Annotated in this window: 15 protein-coding genes; 8 read left to right on the plus strand and 7 right to left on the minus strand. The window is 60.9% G+C overall.

What is annotated here, in order from left to right:
• The first annotated feature begins 17 nt into the window (after positions 1 to 17).
• From hisS to hisG, 3 genes are read left to right on the plus strand one after another with little or no spacing between them, the layout of a single operon-like run.
• Complete coding sequence (gene hisS / locus MWU53_RS00120) at positions 18 to 1505, plus strand: histidine--tRNA ligase (protein ID WP_247089041.1); 1488 nt, start codon at positions 18 to 20, stop codon at positions 1503 to 1505.
• Positions 1498 to 2595, plus strand: a complete 1098-nt coding sequence (locus MWU53_RS00125) for an ATP phosphoribosyltransferase regulatory subunit (protein ID WP_247089043.1) — start codon at positions 1498 to 1500, stop codon at positions 2593 to 2595. Before hisS ends, MWU53_RS00125 begins: the two co-directional genes overlap by 8 nt.
• Positions 2592 to 3290, plus strand: coding sequence for an ATP phosphoribosyltransferase (gene hisG / locus MWU53_RS00130; RefSeq protein WP_247089046.1), 699 nt, complete (start codon positions 2592 to 2594; stop codon positions 3288 to 3290). Before MWU53_RS00125 ends, hisG begins: the two co-directional genes overlap by 4 nt.
• Here the strand turns inward: hisG and MWU53_RS00135 are convergent.
• From MWU53_RS00135 to trpS, 3 genes are all read right to left on the minus strand, one after another.
• Positions 3287 to 3940, minus strand: a complete 654-nt coding sequence (locus MWU53_RS00135; RefSeq protein WP_247089049.1) for a TIGR02453 family protein — start codon at positions 3938 to 3940, stop codon at positions 3287 to 3289. The genes hisG and MWU53_RS00135 overlap by 4 nt on opposite strands.
• Positions 3937 to 4581: a CDGSH iron-sulfur domain-containing protein gene (locus MWU53_RS00140; protein ID WP_247089051.1), complete on the minus strand. Its 645-nt coding sequence runs from the start codon at positions 4579 to 4581 to the stop codon at positions 3937 to 3939. Before MWU53_RS00140 ends, MWU53_RS00135 begins: the two co-directional genes overlap by 4 nt.
• A gap of 141 nt (positions 4582 to 4722) precedes the next feature.
• Complete coding sequence (gene trpS / locus MWU53_RS00145) at positions 4723 to 5748, minus strand: tryptophan--tRNA ligase (RefSeq protein WP_247089053.1); 1026 nt, start codon at positions 5746 to 5748, stop codon at positions 4723 to 4725.
• Between the two features lie 98 nt (positions 5749 to 5846).
• On the opposite strand from trpS, the gene MWU53_RS00150 reads away from it, so the two are divergent.
• Positions 5847 to 6533: a rhomboid family intramembrane serine protease gene (locus tag MWU53_RS00150; protein WP_247089055.1), complete on the plus strand. Its 687-nt coding sequence runs from the start codon at positions 5847 to 5849 to the stop codon at positions 6531 to 6533.
• 62 nt (positions 6534 to 6595) lie between these two features.
• On the opposite strand, the gene murJ is transcribed toward MWU53_RS00150, so the two are convergent.
• From murJ to MWU53_RS00165, 3 genes are read right to left on the minus strand one after another with little or no spacing between them, the layout of a single operon-like run.
• Entirely contained in the window at positions 6596 to 8134 is a 1539-nt protein-coding gene (murJ, locus tag MWU53_RS00155; protein ID WP_247089058.1) for a murein biosynthesis integral membrane protein MurJ, read from the minus strand.
• Positions 8134 to 10878 (minus strand): [protein-PII] uridylyltransferase, encoded by a 2745-nt coding sequence (locus MWU53_RS00160; RefSeq protein WP_247090484.1) that lies wholly within the window; start codon positions 10876 to 10878, stop codon positions 8134 to 8136. The genes murJ and MWU53_RS00160 overlap by 1 nt, the downstream gene beginning before the upstream one ends.
• A gap of 25 nt (positions 10879 to 10903) precedes the next feature.
• Positions 10904 to 12076, minus strand: coding sequence for a penicillin-binding protein activator (locus MWU53_RS00165; protein ID WP_247089059.1), 1173 nt, complete (start codon positions 12074 to 12076; stop codon positions 10904 to 10906).
• A gap of 88 nt (positions 12077 to 12164) precedes the next feature.
• Here MWU53_RS00165 and rsmI point away from each other — a divergent pair, with 88 nt between their 5' ends.
• The 4 genes from rsmI to MWU53_RS00185 all read left to right on the plus strand — a co-directional run bounded on the left by rsmI (position 12165) and on the right by MWU53_RS00185 (position 15292).
• A complete protein-coding gene (rsmI, locus tag MWU53_RS00170) occupies positions 12165 to 13013 on the plus strand; it encodes a 16S rRNA (cytidine(1402)-2'-O)-methyltransferase (protein ID WP_348647015.1) in 849 nt (282 codons plus the stop codon).
• Positions 13010 to 13363 carry a YraN family protein gene (locus MWU53_RS00175; protein WP_247089064.1) on the plus strand — a complete coding sequence of 118 codons (354 nt, stop codon included), beginning with the start codon at positions 13010 to 13012 and terminating at the stop codon, positions 13361 to 13363. The genes rsmI and MWU53_RS00175 overlap by 4 nt, the downstream gene beginning before the upstream one ends.
• Before the next feature lie 76 nt (positions 13364 to 13439).
• Positions 13440 to 14381 (plus strand): glutathione synthase, encoded by a 942-nt coding sequence (gene gshB / locus MWU53_RS00180; RefSeq protein WP_247089066.1) that lies wholly within the window; start codon positions 13440 to 13442, stop codon positions 14379 to 14381.
• Positions 14378 to 15292, plus strand: coding sequence for an alpha/beta hydrolase (locus tag MWU53_RS00185; protein WP_247089068.1), 915 nt, complete (start codon positions 14378 to 14380; stop codon positions 15290 to 15292). The genes gshB and MWU53_RS00185 overlap by 4 nt, the downstream gene beginning before the upstream one ends.
• Here MWU53_RS00185 and MWU53_RS00190 read toward each other — a convergent pair.
• The gene (locus MWU53_RS00190) at positions 15280 to 16791 is read right to left on the minus strand and encodes a YifB family Mg chelatase-like AAA ATPase (protein WP_247089070.1); all 1512 of its coding nucleotides are present in this window, start codon (positions 16789 to 16791) and stop codon (positions 15280 to 15282) included. The genes MWU53_RS00185 and MWU53_RS00190 overlap by 13 nt on opposite strands.
• Positions 16792 to 16847 lie beyond the last annotated feature (56 nt).

A 16847-nucleotide genomic window follows, 5' to 3' on the forward strand; every position in this document is an offset into this window, starting at 1 on the left:
GTGAACCGGGACCAGACATGGCCAAGCAGAAAAAACAGCCCCGCCCCAAGGCAATCACGCCCAAGGGATTTCGCGACTATTTCGGAGCGGAAGTGGACGAGCGTAAACATATGCTCGACCAGATTGCGGCGGTGTATCATCGCTATGGCTTTGACGCGCTGGAAAGCTCGGCTGTGGAAACGGTCGAGGCGCTGGGTAAGTTCCTGCCTGACGTGGATCGCCCGAACGAAGGCGTCTTCGCGTGGCAAGAGTTCGACGAGAAGGACAATGGCGACTGGATGGCCCTGCGCTATGACCTGACCGCGCCCTTGGCCCGCGTCTATGCGCAGCACCGCAACGATCTGCCGACGCCCTATCGTCGCTATGCGATGGGCCCCGTTTGGCGCAACGAAAAGCCCGGTCCGGGTCGGTTCCGTCAGTTTTATCAATGTGATGCAGACACCGTGGGCACCGCTTCGATGGCGGCAGATGCCGAGATCTGCGCCATGCTGGCCGATACGCTGGAAACCGTTGGTATTCCGCGCGGCGACTATCTGGTGCGGGTGAACAACCGCAAGGTCATGAACGGCGTGCTGGAAGTCATGGGCGTGGGCGAAGGCCCGGAACGTGAGGCGGTTCTGCGCACCATCGATAAGTTCGACAAGGTCGGCGAAGCCGGCGTGCGCGAGCTGTTGGGCAAGGGGCGTCTGGATGCCTCGGGTGCGTATATTGATGGCGTGGGTCTGTCGGATGAACAGGCCGAGCCGGTGCTGGCCTTTCTGACCTCTAAGGGTGCCACTGCCGACGAAACGCTGACCAACTTGCGCGCTGCCGTGGGCGAAAGCGCCATTGGTGCGGAAGGCATTGCCGAGCTGGAGCAGATTGCAGACCTTCTGGCCGCTCAGGGTTATGGTCCCGACCGGATCGAGATTGATCCGTCCGTCGTGCGTGGTCTGGGCTACTACACCGGCCCCGTCTTCGAGGCCGAACTGACCTTCGAAATCCAAGACGAAAAAGGCCGTCCGCGTCAATTCGGCTCGGTCGCTGGTGGTGGTCGCTATGACGATCTGGTCAAGCGCTTTACCGGGCAGGCCGTCCCAGCCACGGGCATTTCGATCGGTGTTGACCGTCTGCTGGCCGCGCTCCGCGCCAAGGGCCGGATGGGTGGCAAGGCCGTTGGCCCAGTCGTCGTCACCGTCATGGATAAATCGCGACTAGCGGATTACCAGTCGATGGTCACTGAACTGCGCCAAGCGGGCATTCGGGCCGAGGTCTATCTGGGCAACCCCAAGAACTTCGGCAACCAGTTGAAATACGCGGACAAACGCAACTCGCCCGTCGCGGTGATTGCAGGCTCGGACGAGTTTGACGCGGGCAAGGTTCAGATCAAGGATCTGGTGCTTGGCGCCAAGATCGCCGAAAGCGCCACGCTTGAGGAATGGAAAGAACGCCCCAGCCAGTTTGAATGCGACCGCGCTGACATGGTCGCCAAAGTCCGCGAAATCATCGAGGCGTCTGATGACTGACAAGGCACAGATCCGGTCTGAGGCCGCCCGCCTGATGGCGTTTTTTGAAGCCAAAGGTGCAGTTGCCGTTGAAGCCGACATCCTGCAACCCGCAGGCACGTTTCTGGACCTCTATGGCGAAGACATCCGGGGCCGCGCCTTCGTGACCCATGACCCGATCCGGGGAGAGGCGATGCTGCGCCCCGACTTCACTGTGCCGGTCGTGCAAATGCACATGTCCGATGGTGCTGAACCCGCCCGATACACCTATATGGGCGAGGTCTTCCGCGCGCAGGAAGAATCCACCCATCGTGCCTCGGAATACTTCCAAGTCGGCTATGAGGTCTTCGACCGCGACGCCCCCATCGAAGCAGATGCCGAGGTCTTTGCCCTGATCCAAGACGCACTTTCGCCCCTGTCGCTGCGCGCGGCCACTGGCGATATGGGCCTGCTTCTGGCGGCTGTGCGCGGGTTGAAAACCACGGACCGCCGTAGGGCCGCTTTGCTGCGGCACGTCTGGCGCCCCCGCCGTTTCCGCGCGCTGCTAGACCGGTTCGCCGGACGCGCACCGCTGCCGGAAGGGCGCGCGGCACTGCTGGCCAAGGACGATCCCATGCAGGATGCAGGCCCCCAGATCGGCCTGCGCTCGGCGGTGGAAATCTCTGACCGAATCGAGGCCCTGCGCGAAGACGCCGCTGCTGCTCCGATCTCGACGCAGGAAGTCGAGCTGTTGGACGACTTGCTGGCCCTACGTGAAACCACTGTGAACGTGCTGGAGCATCTGCGTGACATCGCGGTCGATATGCCCGCCATCGCGGATGCTGTGGACCGTCTGGAAGCGCGGGCCGAGGCTTTGGCCAAGCGTGGCGTGGACGTGGACAATCTGGATTTCGAAGGCAGCTATGGCCGCACGTCGATGGAATATTATGACGGGTTCGTCTTTGGATTCTATGCCGAAACCCGCCCCGATCTGCCTCCGGTAGCCACAGGCGGGCGCTATGACGCGCTGACCAGTGTACTGGGCCGCGCCAAGGGGCATGAGATCCCCGCAGTTGGCGGCGTCATCCGCCCCGAGATCGTGTTGGAACTGACCGCAGGGGGTGCAAAATGACCCTGAAGATTGGTGTGCCCTCGAAGGGCCGTCTGATGGAAAAGACCTTTGACTGGTTCGGCGCCCGTGGCGTGGAACTGGCCCGCACCGGGTCGGACCGCGAATATGCGGCCGCGGTCAACGGGATCGACGGAATCGAGCTGGTCTTGCTGTCCGCAGGTGAAATCCCGCGCGAGCTTGCTGCGGGTCGCATTCATCTGGGCGTAACCGGATCGGACCTTGTGCGTGAAAAGCTTGGTAGCTGGCAGGACAAGGTGTCAGAGCTCGCCCTGATGGGCTTTGGCCATGCGGATCTAATCATCGCGGTCCCGAAATGCTGGGTCGATGTGAACACGTTGGACGATCTGGACGCCGCCGCTGCCGCCTTTCGCGCGCAGCACGGCTTCCGCTTGCGCATCGCCACCAAATTCCACCGCCTGATCCGCGACCACCTGCGCGATCACGGCGTGGCAGACTATCAGCTGGTGGATAGCCAAGGCGCGACCGAAGGCACCGTCAAGAACGAAACCGCCGAGGCCGTCGCTGACATCACCTCGACCGGCGAGACGTTGCGGGCGAACCACCTGAAGATCCTTGCGGGCAAGCCTGTGCACAAATCGCAAGCCACCCTGTTCAAGTCGCGCAATGCGGACTGGAACGAGTCGACCCGCGCGACCCTAGCTACGCTGTCCGAGAAGCTGGGCATTCAGTCCTAAGTCGACGGATCCAGCGCAAGGGTCATCCAGTTGCGCAATGGCTCCATGGCGCGAAGTTCATCCGCGATCATGCTTGGCCCGTCCGGTCCCATGACCTCTCTCTGCTGGACGTGATCGTTCCACCAGACGATCCCTTTGTGCCGCAGTAAATCGCCATGCGGATGGTCCGCGTTCCACGCCATCGGGACGCGTTTCAGCTCGGGGTCTGAAATCCGCAATCCGTCTGACGTCGCTTGCGCGTGCAGCACTTGCAGGATCTCACCCTGCGGCCCGGCCACAGCCTCGCGCCAGTGATCCAAAACATCGCGGTCGAAAGCAAAGATCCCGAAGCCCACCACAAGGTGTTCGGTCTGTAACCCCACCATCCAACTGGCCCCGGCCTGCGCGTCGGCAAAACCGATATGGATATGCGTGTTGTAGGGCGTCTTGTCCTTGGAAAACCGCAGGTCGCGATGCATCCGAAAAATGCGCGCGGTCACGTCGGTCGCATAACTCGCGGCAAGCTTCTGGGCCATCGCGTCCGCAAACTGTGCGGCAGCGTCTTTTATGTGCGCCTCGTATCGCGGCTTGTTCTCTTGAAACCAGACGCGGTTGTTGTTCTGGGATAGGTCGCGAAGAAACGACAGGGTTTCGTCGCTGAACCAGGTCATGGCGCCGGTTCGACCGGATCCTTGAACCCGGCCGCCTTGTGGCTGCCATCACAGAAAGGCTTGTTTTTTGAATGCCCGCATCGACATAGGAATGCCTTGCCAACAGTGCCAATCCGCCGCCCGGTGCCCGAACACAATTCGACATTTCCGTCGATCACCAGCGGCCCGTCGGCGCGGCGCGAGACATCCGCAGGTCCGCCAACCTCTTCGGTCTCGGGTGGCGTTTTTGGCGCAGGCTCGCCCGTTGCCTCGAACCCGCCTTCCACATGGCTGTAGTCGCAATAGGGCTTGTTTTTTGACAATCCACACCGGCATAGCGCCACGCGGGTTTCACGCCCGCCATCCTCGATGCAAACATCGCCCGCCAGAACCAGTGGTCCGTTCTCCAACACAGCCAGTCGATTGATTCTCGGCGGGCGCTCTTCGACGCCGGCACTACGCCGAAATGCCAAAGCCCCGGAAGGGCAGGTGCGGATCATCGCCGCCACTTCCTCGGCACTGGCATTGTCGGGCTGCACCCACGGACGTTTCGAGGGATCAAACACCTCGGGCAGTTGAAGGAAGCAATTGCGCGCGTGGATGCAACGCTTCAGATCGAATGTGACTGTGATGTCTTCACCGGTGTACTCTTTACGTGTCATAGCAGGCTCCCTTGCTGGCATCTGCCAGCCTAGCCCAGCCCCACGAAATCACAAAATCACGAAAAAAGGCGCCGGTTTCCCAGCGCCTCGCATTTTCTTGCCATAAATATCCCGGGGTCCGGGGCTGGCCCCGGTCCGACCTTACCGCTTGCGCGAGCGCAGGAAGCCTGCAATGTCATAGGCTTGATCCAGAATGGGCTGAGCAATCGCCTCGGCCTTGTCAGCACCTTCACCCAGAATACGGTCGATCTCGGCCTTGTCACCCATCAGGCGCGACATCTCTTCCGAGATCGGTGCCAGCTTCTCGACCGCCAGATCCGCCAGTGCGGGCTTGAAACGGCCCCAGCCTGCGCCCGCGTATTCCGTGATTACCTGTTCGTTTGTCAGACCTGACAGACCCGCATAAATGTCCACAAGGTTCTTGGCCTCGGGGCGATCCTTTAGACCATCCAGCGTTTCGGGCAGAGGCTCTGGATCGGTCTTTGCCTTCTTGAACTTCTTGGCGATCTTGTCGGCATCATCCGTCATGTTGATGCGTTCCATGTCGCTTTCGCCTGATTTCGACATCTTCTTGGTGCCGTCGCGCAGGTTCATCACGCGGGTCGCCGGACCTTCGATGATCGGCTCGGGCTGTGGGAAGAAGCCTTCCGCCTTGAAGTCGTGGTTAAACTTCGCCGCAATATCGCGCGTCAGCTCGACATGCTGCTTCTGATCCTCGCCCACGGGCACGTGGGTCGCATGATACAGCAGAATGTCAGCCGCCATCAGCGACGGGTAAGCATAAAGCCCAAGCGAGCTTTGCTCGGCGTTTTTGCCCGCCTTGTCCTTGAACTGAGTCATCCGGTTCATCCAACCCACGCGCGCCACGCAGTTGAACAGCCATGCCAGCTCGGCATGCGCCGGAACCTGACTTTGGTTGAACAGGATCGACTGGCTGGGATCAATGCCCGCAGCCAGGAACCCGGCGGCCACTTCACGGGTGGCGTCCGTCAGCTCTTTCGGGTCTTGCCAGACGGTGATGGCATGCAGGTCGACGACGCAGTAAATGGTCTCGAAATCCTGTGCCTGCATGTCCACGAAACGCTTGATGGCGCCAAGGTAGTTGCCCAGCGTCAGCCCGCCCGAGGGTTTGATCCCCGAAAATACGCGCGGCGTGTGATTGGTCATGTGTTTGCTCCGTCTGGAATTCTGTGCCCATGTCGATTACCTAGCTGGGCAGACAGCGTCAAGGAAAGCCCGGTCAAACGCGGGCAAAGGAGCAGCCCGTGACCCATCCGCATGATCAAAGCCCCGTCAATCCTCTGCCCCCGGTGGTGATTGCGCTGGCCGTATTCCTTGTCGGGATCGAACTTGTGTTCGTTGCGGGGAACTCGGGCCTGGTTGGCGGGCCCGAGGCCGCTGGCTGGCGCATTTCCATGATCGAGGCTTGGGGCTTCCGCGAGCCGCTTTTTGCATGGATGGTCGAAAACGGGCGCTATCCCTTGAAGGACGTGGCACGCTTCTTCACCTATCCGTTCCTGCATCTCAGCTTCACCCATCTGCTCTTCGTGCTCGTCTTTCTTTTGGCGCTTGGCAAGATGGTGGGCGAGGTTTTTTCAGCGTTCGCCTTTCTGGTGGTCTATTTCGGCTCTGCCATCGTGGGGGCGCTGGCTTATTGGCTGGTGTGGGACACGAACGTTGCATTGTTCGGCGGCTATCCGGCAGTTTATGGCCTGATCGGCGCCTACACGTTCATCCTCTGGGCCGAACTGGGCGCGACCGGTGGCAATCAGCTGTCCGCCTTCCGGATCATCGCGTTTCTGTTGGGCATTCAGCTGATCTTTAGCCTGCTGTTCGGAGCTGGTCTGAACTGGGTCAGCGAAGTGTCCGGTTTTGTCGCGGGATTTGGCCTGAGTTTTCTGGTCAGCCCCGGAGGCTGGTCGCGTGTGGTGCAGCGCTTGCGGCAGCGGTGAGGCCGGACCGGGGCCAGCCCCGGACCCCGGGATATTTAAGACAAGAAAATGCGATACGCGCGTTAGCCTCGGCGGAAGGCGGACTTGATTTCCGACATGTGGAACGCGCCGAGCATTTGTCCGGCCAGCCCGTAGATTGCGATCCCACCCAGAACAAGCACGGCAAGCGCCGCGATTTTGACGCCCGAGATGGCGAAGAGCGGGGCCATGATGAAGGCCATCGCCACAAGGGCGGCACCCATGACGGCGCTGGCAGCTACGATGCGCCACAGGCGAGACCAGAAGCGGGCGTCAAAGCGGGTTTCCTCGCCCATGCCTGTCGCGCCGATCCATGTCAGGCTGGTGATTGTCCAGCCTGCCAATGTTGTGCCGATGGCCGCCGCGATAAAGCCCAGATGGTAGCTGAGCCCGATGGCTATGCCCGCGTTCACCACCATGCCGACAAGGGCGAAATGGAAGGGGGCGCGGGTGTTTTCTCGGGCGAAGTACACGGAGGAGAGCACCTTTTGCAGCACGAAGGCAGGCAGGCCCGCGCCATAGATCGCCGTGGCAAGTGCGGTCCATTTGGTGTCGTCCAGCGTGAAGGCGCCGCGCTGGAATAGGACCTCGATCAGCGGGATCGGGATCACCATCAGGGCGACCGCGGCGGGGACAGTCAGGGCCAGCGACATCTCGCCCGCGCGGCTGAGTGCATCGCGGCTGGCGGCCATATCTCCGGCGCGTAGGTTGCGCGAGAGTTCCGGCAGCAGCACGATGCCGATGGCGATGCCGACCACGCCCAAGGGCAGTTGGTACAGGCGATCAGCATAGTAGAGCCACGCCACCGCGCCCTCGAAGAAGCTGGCGACCTGACGGCCCACCAGAAGGTTGATCTGGGTGACGCCGCCCGCGAGGGCCGCAGGGGCGGCGATGATGGCGAGCCGTTTCAACTCGGGCGTCATCTGTGGCATGCGCGGGATCAGGCGGTATCCGGCGCGGCTGGCGGCAATCCAGACCAGCACGACTTGCGCAATCCCGGCGATGGGCACGGTCCATGTCATGGCCAAGCCGATGTCGCCGCCCATCAGGTCAGCGATCATCATCGCCGCGATGAAGATCACGTTCAGAAGCACCGGGGCGGCGGCAGCGGCCATGAACCGCCCGGTGGCGTTCAGGACGCCCGACAGAAGGGCGGCCAGCGAGATGAACAAGATATAGGGGAAGGCGATCCGTCCATAGGTGACGGCAAGGTCAAAGCGACTGTCCTCGGTAAAGCCCGAGGCCATGGCGTAGACCAGCGCGGGCATGAAGATCTGCGCGATGATGGAAAAGATGATCAGGATAAAAGCCAGCCCTGCGAAGGCATCGCGGGCGAACTCTAACGCGCCATCCCCAGCTTCATGTTTCTTGGCGAACATTGGCACGAAGGCCACGTTCAGCGTGCCTTCGGCAAAGAAGCGACGGAACATGTTGGGCAGGGAAAAGGCGATCAGGAACGCCTCGGCCACGGCAGAGGATCCAAGGAACGCGCCGATCATAATGTCGCGCACGAACCCAAGGATGCGGCTGGCCATGGTCCAGCCCCCGACGGTCATGAAGCCTCTGGCCAGTCGTGACGCCATTATGCCGTCGCCCTTTCCACGCCCTTTTCGATCGCCGTGCGCAGCTTGCTTGCCAGAAGATCTTGCTTGTGTTCGGCATAGTATTTCAGGCCAAACATATCTTTGACATAGAAGCTGTCGACCACCTGCTCTCCATAAGTCGCGATCACGGCGGAGGCGATATAGACATTCGCGTCGGCCAGCGTGCGTGTCAGGTCATAGAGCAGACCGGGACGGTCGCGGGTGTCGACTTCGATAATCGTGTAGATCTCGGACCCTTCGTTGTCGAAGGTGATCGTAGTGGGGACCTTGAAGGCGCGTTCGCGTTTCTTGATCTTGTCGCGGCCCGCGATGGCATCGCGTGCGACGACTTCGCCCTTCAGGATCTTGTGGGTCATCTGGGTCAGGCGCTTTTGCTTGGCCACGTCGAACGGGTTGCCATCGGCATCCTGCACCCAGAAACACGCCGTCGCATAGCCGTCTTTCGACGTATAGGTGCGCGCGTCCACGATGTTGGCCCCAACCGAGGTCAGCGCCCCCGCAAGGCGCGAGAAGATGCCGGGGTGGTCGGCCAACACAAAATAGACGCGGGTGACGTCACGATCCTGATCCGGTTCCAGCTCGATCCGGACCTCGTTGTCCTGAATGTCGTGCAGAAGCCGGGCGAAAACCGCGTGCGCCGAAACATGAAGCCCCTGCCAATAGGCATCATAGTGCCGCGCGGTCTCGGTCTTTAGATCCTTGGGCTTCCAGTCGGCCAGCTCTTTGCGCAGGGCGCGCTTGCTTTCATCCCCGCGGCTTTCGCGGTTCAGTGCCTCGGTCCCGTCCTCCAGAACCCGTCGTGTCTGGTTGTAGAGCGTGCGGATCAGCGTGGCTTTCCAGTTGTTCCACGTATCCGGCCCAACGCCGCGAATATCACAGACGGTAAGTACGGTCAGCAGGTCCAGCCGCCGGACCGAGCGGACAGCTTTGGCGAAATCTTGCACCGTGCGCGGGTCAGAGATGTCGCGTTTCTGTGCCATGTCGGACATCAGAAGGTGATAGCGCACCAGCCATTCGACCGTTTCGCATTCCCGCTGAGTCATTCTCAGTCGTGGGGCCACTTTGCGCGCGATCTTAGCGCCCAGAACCGAGTGATCCTGTGGTCGACCCTTGCCAATGTCATGCAGCAGCATCGCCACCATCAGGGTCTTGCGATTGACGCCCTTGTCGATGATTTCCGAGCTGATCGGCAGCTCGTCTTCCAGCTCGTGCCGCTCGATCTGCGCGAAGTTCGAGATCACCTGAATCGTATGCTCGTCCACAGTGTACGAGTGGTACATGTTGAACTGCATCATCGCCACGATGGGTTCGAATTCAGGGATGAAAGCGGACAAGACGCCCAGTTCATTCATCCGGCGCAGCGCGCGTTCAGGGTTGCCGTGCTTCAGAAGCAGATCAAGGAAGATGCGGATCGCTTCCTTGTCCTCGCGCACCTCATCATCAATCAGATGCAGATTGTGCGAGATTAGACGCATGGCATGTGGGTGGATCAACATGCCGGTGCGCAGGCCTTCTTCGAAGATGCGCAGCAGGTTCAGCTTGTCGGATAGAAACGCGACTTCATCCGCGACGTCCAAACGCCCTTGTTGCACCACGAAACCGTGTTTCAATTTACGGCGACGTTTCAAAAGCCGCATCAGGCGCGGCTCTTTCTTCAGGTGTTGTGCCTCAAGCGCGGTCAACACGATCCGCGTCAGGTCGCCCACCTGTGTGGCGTGGCGGAAGTAAACTTGCATGAAGTGCTCGACGGCACGGCGGCCTTCGGTGTCTTCAAAGCCCAGTCGGTCTGCAACCTCGACCTGAAGGTCAAAGGTCAGCTGGTCGGACGGACGGTTGGTCAGAAGATGCAACTGGCAGCGCACGGCCCACAGAAAGCTTTCGGCGGCGCGGAAGGACGCGAATTCCTCTTCGGTAAAAACGCCTTTCGAGACCAGCTCGGACGGGTGCGCCACGCGGTGCTGATACTTGGCCACCCAAAAGAGCGTCTGCAGGTCGCGCAGCCCGCCCTTACCCTCTTTCACGTTGGGTTCGACAACATAACGCTGACCCTGTTTGGTGTGACGTGTGTCACGCTCGGCCAACTTGGCTTCGATGAACTCGGCCAAGGTGCCGTTGAACAGGTCTTTCCACAGGCGATCATCCAGCTCGTGGGCCAGCTCGGCGTCACCACAGACGGGGCGTTGTTCCAGAAGGGCGGTGCGGATTGTGTAGTCCTCGCGACCCAAACGCAGGCAGTCGTCGATCGTACGCGACGCGTGGCCCACTTTCAGGCGCAGATCCCACAGCATGTACAGCATGCTTTCAATGACGCTCTCGGCCCAGGGGGTGATCTTGTAGGGCGTCAGAAACAGCAGATCCACGTCTGATTGCGGCGCCATTTCGCCGCGCCCATAGCCGCCAACTGCGATCACCGCGATCCGCTCGGCCGTGGTGGGAAGGGGCAGCGGGTGCAGGCGCTTGGTCGCGACCCGATGCACGCAGCGCACCACGCAATCGGTCAGAAAACTATAAGCGGCGGTGGCGGGATGGGCGTCGAGCGGGGCCTTCGATAAGGCCTCGGCGATGCGTGTGCGGCCCGATTTGATGGCGGCACGCAGCTCGGTAACCGTCAGCTTGCGAATGGCCGAGGCGTCCTTGGCGTCCTCGAACGCAAGGTCGAGCCGCTGCCAAAGAGCCTGTTCATCAAGGATGTCGTCGGCGGGGCAGATCAGCCGCCCCGCCATTTGATCCGGCTCGGGCCGGTCGCGCTTAGAATCCGGCACCGGTAAAGCTTCTGGGTGCTGGATCGATGATCACCACCGATCCGTTCTGAATCTGAGCGATGGCCAGACCGCGCTCGTTCGTGCCGTCGCCGCGCAGGCGGAAGATGCCGTTTACGCCGACAAAGCCCTGCGGCTGGGTCAGTGCGGTGGTGGTCAGAGCGTTGGCCTTGCCAGCCTTAACCAGCGCGCCGATGGCGGCGATGCCATCATAAGCCAGCCCTGCGATTGGGTGGGGCGTCGCGCCATATTTGGCGTGATAGCGGCCCGAGAACCGGCTGCTAAGCGCCGGATCCGGAATGGCGAACCAGCCACCTTGTAGACCGGGCAGAGACATCGCGTTTGCGGGGATGTCCCAACGCTGTAGACCTATATATTGGATGCTCGCTGGATCGACGCCGTTTTCAGGCAGCAGACCTGCAAGGAAGGGCAGTGCCCCGGACGTGCCCGAGGTCAGGAAGATCGACTGCGCCCCGGTGCTGCGCACCTGCGCGCTGATTTCGGGTAGGGCGTTTACGATGCCGTTCTGCGACAGTTCGAACGAAGATGTGCCCGCCAGCGTTGCGCCTGAATTCTGGATTGCGGTTTGAATGGCCGCGCTGCCTTGGACTTCGGCCTGATCTTGGCCGTTCACAACCAAGATTTTACCCTTGCCCTGACGTGTGGCATAACGCGTCAGCCGGTTGGCGGTGTTCTGGAACGTGTTGCCCAGAATGAAGACGTTGCCGCCCGCAATGTTGGGATTGTTGGAAAAGCTCAGTACGTTCACGTTGCGACGGGCAACAGCAACACCTGCCGCATTGGCGCTTTGGGCGAAGACCGGGCCAAGAATGACCTTTGCGCCGTCATTCACCGCCTTCGTCGCCATCGAGGCCGCCTGATTCGCATCACCAGCCGTGCTATAGACACGCAGGTCGATCGTGACCCCTGACAGTTCGGACATGGCCAGACGGGCTGCGTTTTCCAGCGATTGTGCAAGGCTTGCGTCATTGGCCGAGTCTGATCCCGACGGTACCAGAAGGGCAACAGGTACGGGCTTCGAAGTGTTGATGTTCTGCCCAATTTGCGACCCGGTTGGGGTACAGGCAACGAGGGCGGAAAGCGACGCAACAACGGTAAGAGCACCCAGCGCCTTGCGGGTGCGTGCGAAAACGGCAAACATACAATATCCTTTCCCGGGCAAGGCAAAACGCCCCCCGACAGACGGCTACATAATAACTCTCAGAACAGGCAGGTCCAGTGTGAAACCCGTGAATACTCCCCTTGATCCCGGACTATATCTGGTGGCCACGCCCATCGGGAATGCGCGCGATATCACGCTGCGTGCACTGGATGTACTTGCTTCGGCTGATGTGATTGCAGCCGAGGATACCCGGACCACACGTAAGTTGCTGGAAATCCATGGGATTGCACTGGGTGATCGCATGCTGATTGCCTATCATGACCACTCGGGACAGGCGGGTCGCGATGGAATCATGAAGCTGATCGGGCAGGGCAAATCCGTGGCCTATGCCAGCGAAGCAGGCAGCCCATTGGTGGCGGATCCCGGCTTTGCCCTTGCGCGAGATGTCGCGCAGGAGGGCGGGTTCGTAACCGCGCTTCCGGGGGCGACCGCGGCCATTGCTGCGCTCAGCCTGTCTGGACTGCCGTCTGATCGGTTCTGCTTTGCAGGATTTGCCCCCTCGGCCAAGGGCGCGCGTCAGAAATGGTTGGCCGAGCTTCTCTCTATTCCTGCCACACTGATCATCTATGAAAGCCCCAAACGCATTAACCGGCTGTTAGCCGAATTGTGTTTGACTGAAGCCAAATCCCGCTCGGCCGCCATATGCCGCGAATTGACCAAGAAGTTTGAAGAAATCCGGCGTGGCACTGTGCAAGAACTTTGCGATCAGATCGCAGATATGACGCTGAAGGGTGAAATCGCCCTTGTGCTTGGGCAGACTGAAGCAGGCGAAGAAGAAGTTGATCTTGAACAGATGCTGGGGAACGCCTTGCAAGATATGAGCATGAAAGATGCCGTCGCAATGGTGACGCAAGCCACCGGGCTGCCACGGCGCAAGGTCTATCAAGCCGCATTGGCCATGGAACGCGGCGCATGAGCGGGATGGTCTCATACCTGTCCGGCATCGCCGCCGAAGATTGTGTGGCACGCACATACGAAGAAGCTGGACGGCAGGTGGCGTTTCGCCGGTGGCGCGGCAAACGCGGCGAGATCGATCTGATCGTACGCGACCGGGGTGAAGTCATCTTTGTTGAAGTCAAGAAATCGCGCGATTTCCAGCGCGCCGCCGAAGCGCTGTCCAAGGCTCAGATTAAGCGCCTTTATCTGACGGCGGCTGAATTCCTGTGCAGTGAACCCAAAGGGGATCTGACGCCAAGCCGCTTCGATGTGGCCTTGGTGAACGGGGCAGGCGAAGTCCAAATCGTTGAAAATGCGCTGGGCTACTGAATTGGGGCGTTGACCCCATTGCGCCACGGGCAGCTCTGCCCCATTTATGGGGGGTTGAATTCAGACGGAGCCACCCATGTCGCTTAAAGTTGCCATCCAAATGGACCCGATCGACCATGTCGATATCAATGCCGACAGTTCTTTTCGCATCGCGGAAGAGGCACAGGCACGTGGGCACAGCCTGTTTTACTACACTCCTGATCAGCTGTCTTATCGCGAAGGGCGCGTGATCGCGCGCGGCTGGCCGCTGACCGTTCGTCGCGAACAGGGCAATCACTTCACGCTGGGCGAGCGTCAGGACATGGATCTGGCAGACATGGATGTGGTCTGGCTGCGGCAAGATCCGCCCTTTGACATGGGTTACATCACCACCACACATATCCTGGACATGATCCACCCGGATACTCTGGTCGTGAATGATCCTTTCTGGGTACGTAACTACCCCGAGAAGCTGCTGGTGCTTCAGTTCCCCGACCTGACGCCCCCGACCATGATCGCCCGCGATTTCGAGACGCTGAAGTCGTTCAAACACACCCATGGGGACATCATCCTGAAGCCGCTTTACGGCAATGGCGGTGCGGGCGTGTTCCGTCTGGACGAAAACGACCGCAACCTTGCCTCGCTGCACGAGCTGTTTGCTGGCATCAATCGCGAGCCGCTGATCGCGCAAAAATTCCTGCCCGATGTCTCGAATGGCGACAAACGTGTGATCCTTGTGGATGGGGAACCCGTTGGCGCGATCAACCGCGTGCCTGCCGCGGGCGAGACCCGCTCGAACATGCATGTGGGCGGACGCCCCGAGAAGATCGGCCTGACCGAGCGTGATCTTGAAATCTGTGCCGCGATCGGCCCGCTTCTGCGCGAGAAAGGTCAGATCTTTGTCGGCATTGATGTGATCGGCGACTATCTGACCGAGATCAACGTGACCTCGCCCACCGGTATTCAAGAGCTGGAGCGTTTTGACGGTACAAACGTGGCCGAGAAGATCTGGCAGGCCATCGAAGCCCGCCGCGCATGAGCTGGCTGCGCCGCCCCTTAAACCTGTGGCTGCGCCTGACCGAGCGTCCGGCGTTGACCCGCGCTACGCCCCATACGGTGCATCGTGTGCGCAGAAGGTTCGAGAGGGTGACGCGTCTGACGCTGCCTCCTCCACGCGGTCTTCGTTACGATTGGCATGACCACATGACGCGCCCGGTGATGGAGATTGATCCGGGGGTGGCCGGCGATGCTCCAATCTTGTTGTATTTCCACGGTGGTGGCTATTTCTTCGGCTCGCCCAGCACCGTGCGCAACATGGTCGGCCGCATCGCGCACGCGTCGGGCGTGCGCGCGCTTTTGCCCGTCTATCGTCTTGCCCCGGAGCATCCCTTTCCTGCCGCGCCTGAAGATGCACTTACCGCCTATCGAGACGTGATTGCCGCTCATCCCGATCGCCCGATTATTCTGGGCGGGGACAGCGCTGGTGGAGGTCTGGCGCTGGTGTTGCTGTCGCAGATTGTGGCGCATGATCTTCCCAAACCTGCGCTAACCATCGCGCTGTCGCCCCTGACGGACATGTCCGCAAGCGGAGCATCAATCCGTGAAAACGATGCCACCGAGGTGGTGTTGCCAGCTGAACGTATGGGCGAGTTGGCGACCTATTATCTTGACGGCGCTGATCCCCTCCACCCGCTCGCCAGCCCGCTGTTTGCCAAGTTTACAGGGGCAACGCCGGTCCTGATTACCGCCAGCCGGTCCGAGATTTTTCTGGATGACGCCCGCCGGATGGTGAAGGTGCTTGAAGATCACGGTGTATCCGTCGATCTGCATGAGGCTGATGGGTTGCCGCATGTGTGGCAGATGTTTGCGGGGCAGTTGCCCGAGGCCAATCATTCAGTACGTCGCATCGCGGCGGCCATCGAAAAAGCCCTTGCAGATCACGCGGTCTGACCGACCAGCCGATACCCCAGTGCCTCGGCCACGTGGCTTCGGCCCACATATTCTGCCCCGTCCAGATCAGCAATCGTCCGCGCCACGCGCAATACGCGATGATACCCGCGTGCAGACAAGCCAAAGCGGTCCGCCGCCTTGTTCAAAATCTCGCGCCCATCGTGATCTGGCGTGGCGACTTGTGTCAGAAGGTCGCCTTCGATGTCGCAATTCGTCGTGACGTCGGGCTGACCCGCATAGCGTTCAGTCTGGCGCGCGCGCGCCTCGGCCACGCGGGCGGCGATGGTTGCGGACGGCTCACCAGTTGCAGGCAGGTCAAGGTCCTGAAAACTGACCGGAGGCACCTCGAGCCGCAGGTCGAACCGATCCAGTAATGGCCCCGAGATCTTGCTCATGTAGTCCGCCCCGCAATTGGGGGCGCGGTTGCAGGCGCGCGCCGCGTCGGTCAGGTATCCGCATTTACAGGGGTTGGCGGCGGCGACCAGCAGGAAGCGGCTGGGATAGCGCAGATGGGCGTTTGCGCGCGCCACGGTTACGTCGCCGGTTTCCAAGGGTTGGCGCAGGGTCTCCAATGTCTGGCGATTGAACTCGGGGAATTCGTCCATGAACAACACGCCGTTATGGGCCAAGCTGATCTCGCCGGGTTTTGCGCCGCGTCCCCCGCCGACAATCGCTGCCATCGACGCCGTGTGGTGTGGCGCGCGAAAGGGTCGCGTTTGTGAAATGCCGCCTGCGTCCAACAGCCCGGACACGGAATGGATCATCGACGTTTCAAGCGCCTCGCGCGCCGACAGGGGGGGCAGGATGCCGGGTAGGCGCGCGGCCAGCATCGATTTTCCTGATCCGGGCGGACCGACCATCAGCAGGTGGTGACGCCCGGCGGCGGCGATTTCCAGCGCGCGTTTGGCCCGTTCTTGCCCTTTCACCTCGGCCAAGTCTTTGGAAGTGGTCTCGGTTGTGACCTGTCCGGCGGTGGCCGGCACGATGGGCGACTGCCCCGTGAAATGTTGCAGTACACCCGCAAGGCTGTCCGCCGCCAGAACTTTGGTTGCGTCGATCCATGCGGCCTCTGCCCCACAGGCTTTCGGGCAGATCAGGTCCAGTTCGTGTTCGGCTGCGGCCAAAGCTGCGGGTAACGCACCCAGAACCGGGATTAGCGATCCATCCAGCGACAGCTCTCCTATGGCCATTGTGCCCGCCAAATCCTCGCGACTGATCAACCCCGCTTCGGCCAGCAGGGCCAGTGCGATGGGCAGATCGAAATGCGAGCCTTCCTTGGGCATGTCGGCGGGGGACATGTTGATGGTGATCTTGCGCGGAGGTAGAGCGACCGACATCGACGCCAGCGCCGCGCGCACCCGTTCACGCGCTTCGGATACGGCCTTGTCCGGCAATCCCACGATGGCAAAGCCCGGCAAACCGGGCGAGAGGGCGCATTCGACCTCGACAATCTTGGCGTCGATCCCTTCGAACGCCACCGTGCTGATGCGTGCGACCATTGTTTCCCTGCGATCCAACCTGCCCCGTTTCAGGCAGGCTAGACCGGCATGGTTAG

It is taken from the genome of Aliiroseovarius sp. S1123 (assembly GCF_023015885.1).
In the GTDB taxonomy this organism is placed as follows: domain Bacteria; phylum Pseudomonadota; class Alphaproteobacteria; order Rhodobacterales; family Rhodobacteraceae; genus Aliiroseovarius.

Coding starts and splice junctions, on each gene's coding strand:
- hisS (WP_247089041.1), top strand. CDS start 18: ATGGCCAAGCAGAAAAAACAGCCCCGCCCCAAGGCAATCACGCCCAAG.
- MWU53_RS00125 (WP_247089043.1), top strand. CDS start 1,498: ATGACTGACAAGGCACAGATCCGGTCTGAGGCCGCCCGCCTGATGGCG.
- hisG (WP_247089046.1), top strand. CDS start 2,592: ATGACCCTGAAGATTGGTGTGCCCTCGAAGGGCCGTCTGATGGAAAAG.
- MWU53_RS00135 (WP_247089049.1), bottom strand. CDS start 3,940: ATGACCTGGTTCAGCGACGAAACCCTGTCGTTTCTTCGCGACCTATCC.
- MWU53_RS00140 (WP_247089051.1), bottom strand. CDS start 4,581: ATGACACGTAAAGAGTACACCGGTGAAGACATCACAGTCACATTCGAT.
- trpS (WP_247089053.1), bottom strand. CDS start 5,748: ATGACCAATCACACGCCGCGCGTATTTTCGGGGATCAAACCCTCGGGC.
- murJ (WP_247089058.1), bottom strand. CDS start 8,134: ATGGCGTCACGACTGGCCAGAGGCTTCATGACCGTCGGGGGCTGGACC.
- MWU53_RS00160 (WP_247090484.1), bottom strand. CDS start 10,878: ATGGCGGGGCGGCTGATCTGCCCCGCCGACGACATCCTTGATGAACAG.
- MWU53_RS00165 (WP_247089059.1), bottom strand. CDS start 12,076: ATGTTTGCCGTTTTCGCACGCACCCGCAAGGCGCTGGGTGCTCTTACC.
- MWU53_RS00175 (WP_247089064.1), top strand. CDS start 13,010: ATGAGCGGGATGGTCTCATACCTGTCCGGCATCGCCGCCGAAGATTGT.
- gshB (WP_247089066.1), top strand. CDS start 13,440: ATGTCGCTTAAAGTTGCCATCCAAATGGACCCGATCGACCATGTCGAT.
- MWU53_RS00185 (WP_247089068.1), top strand. CDS start 14,378: ATGAGCTGGCTGCGCCGCCCCTTAAACCTGTGGCTGCGCCTGACCGAG.
- MWU53_RS00190 (WP_247089070.1), bottom strand. CDS start 16,791: ATGGTCGCACGCATCAGCACGGTGGCGTTCGAAGGGATCGACGCCAAG.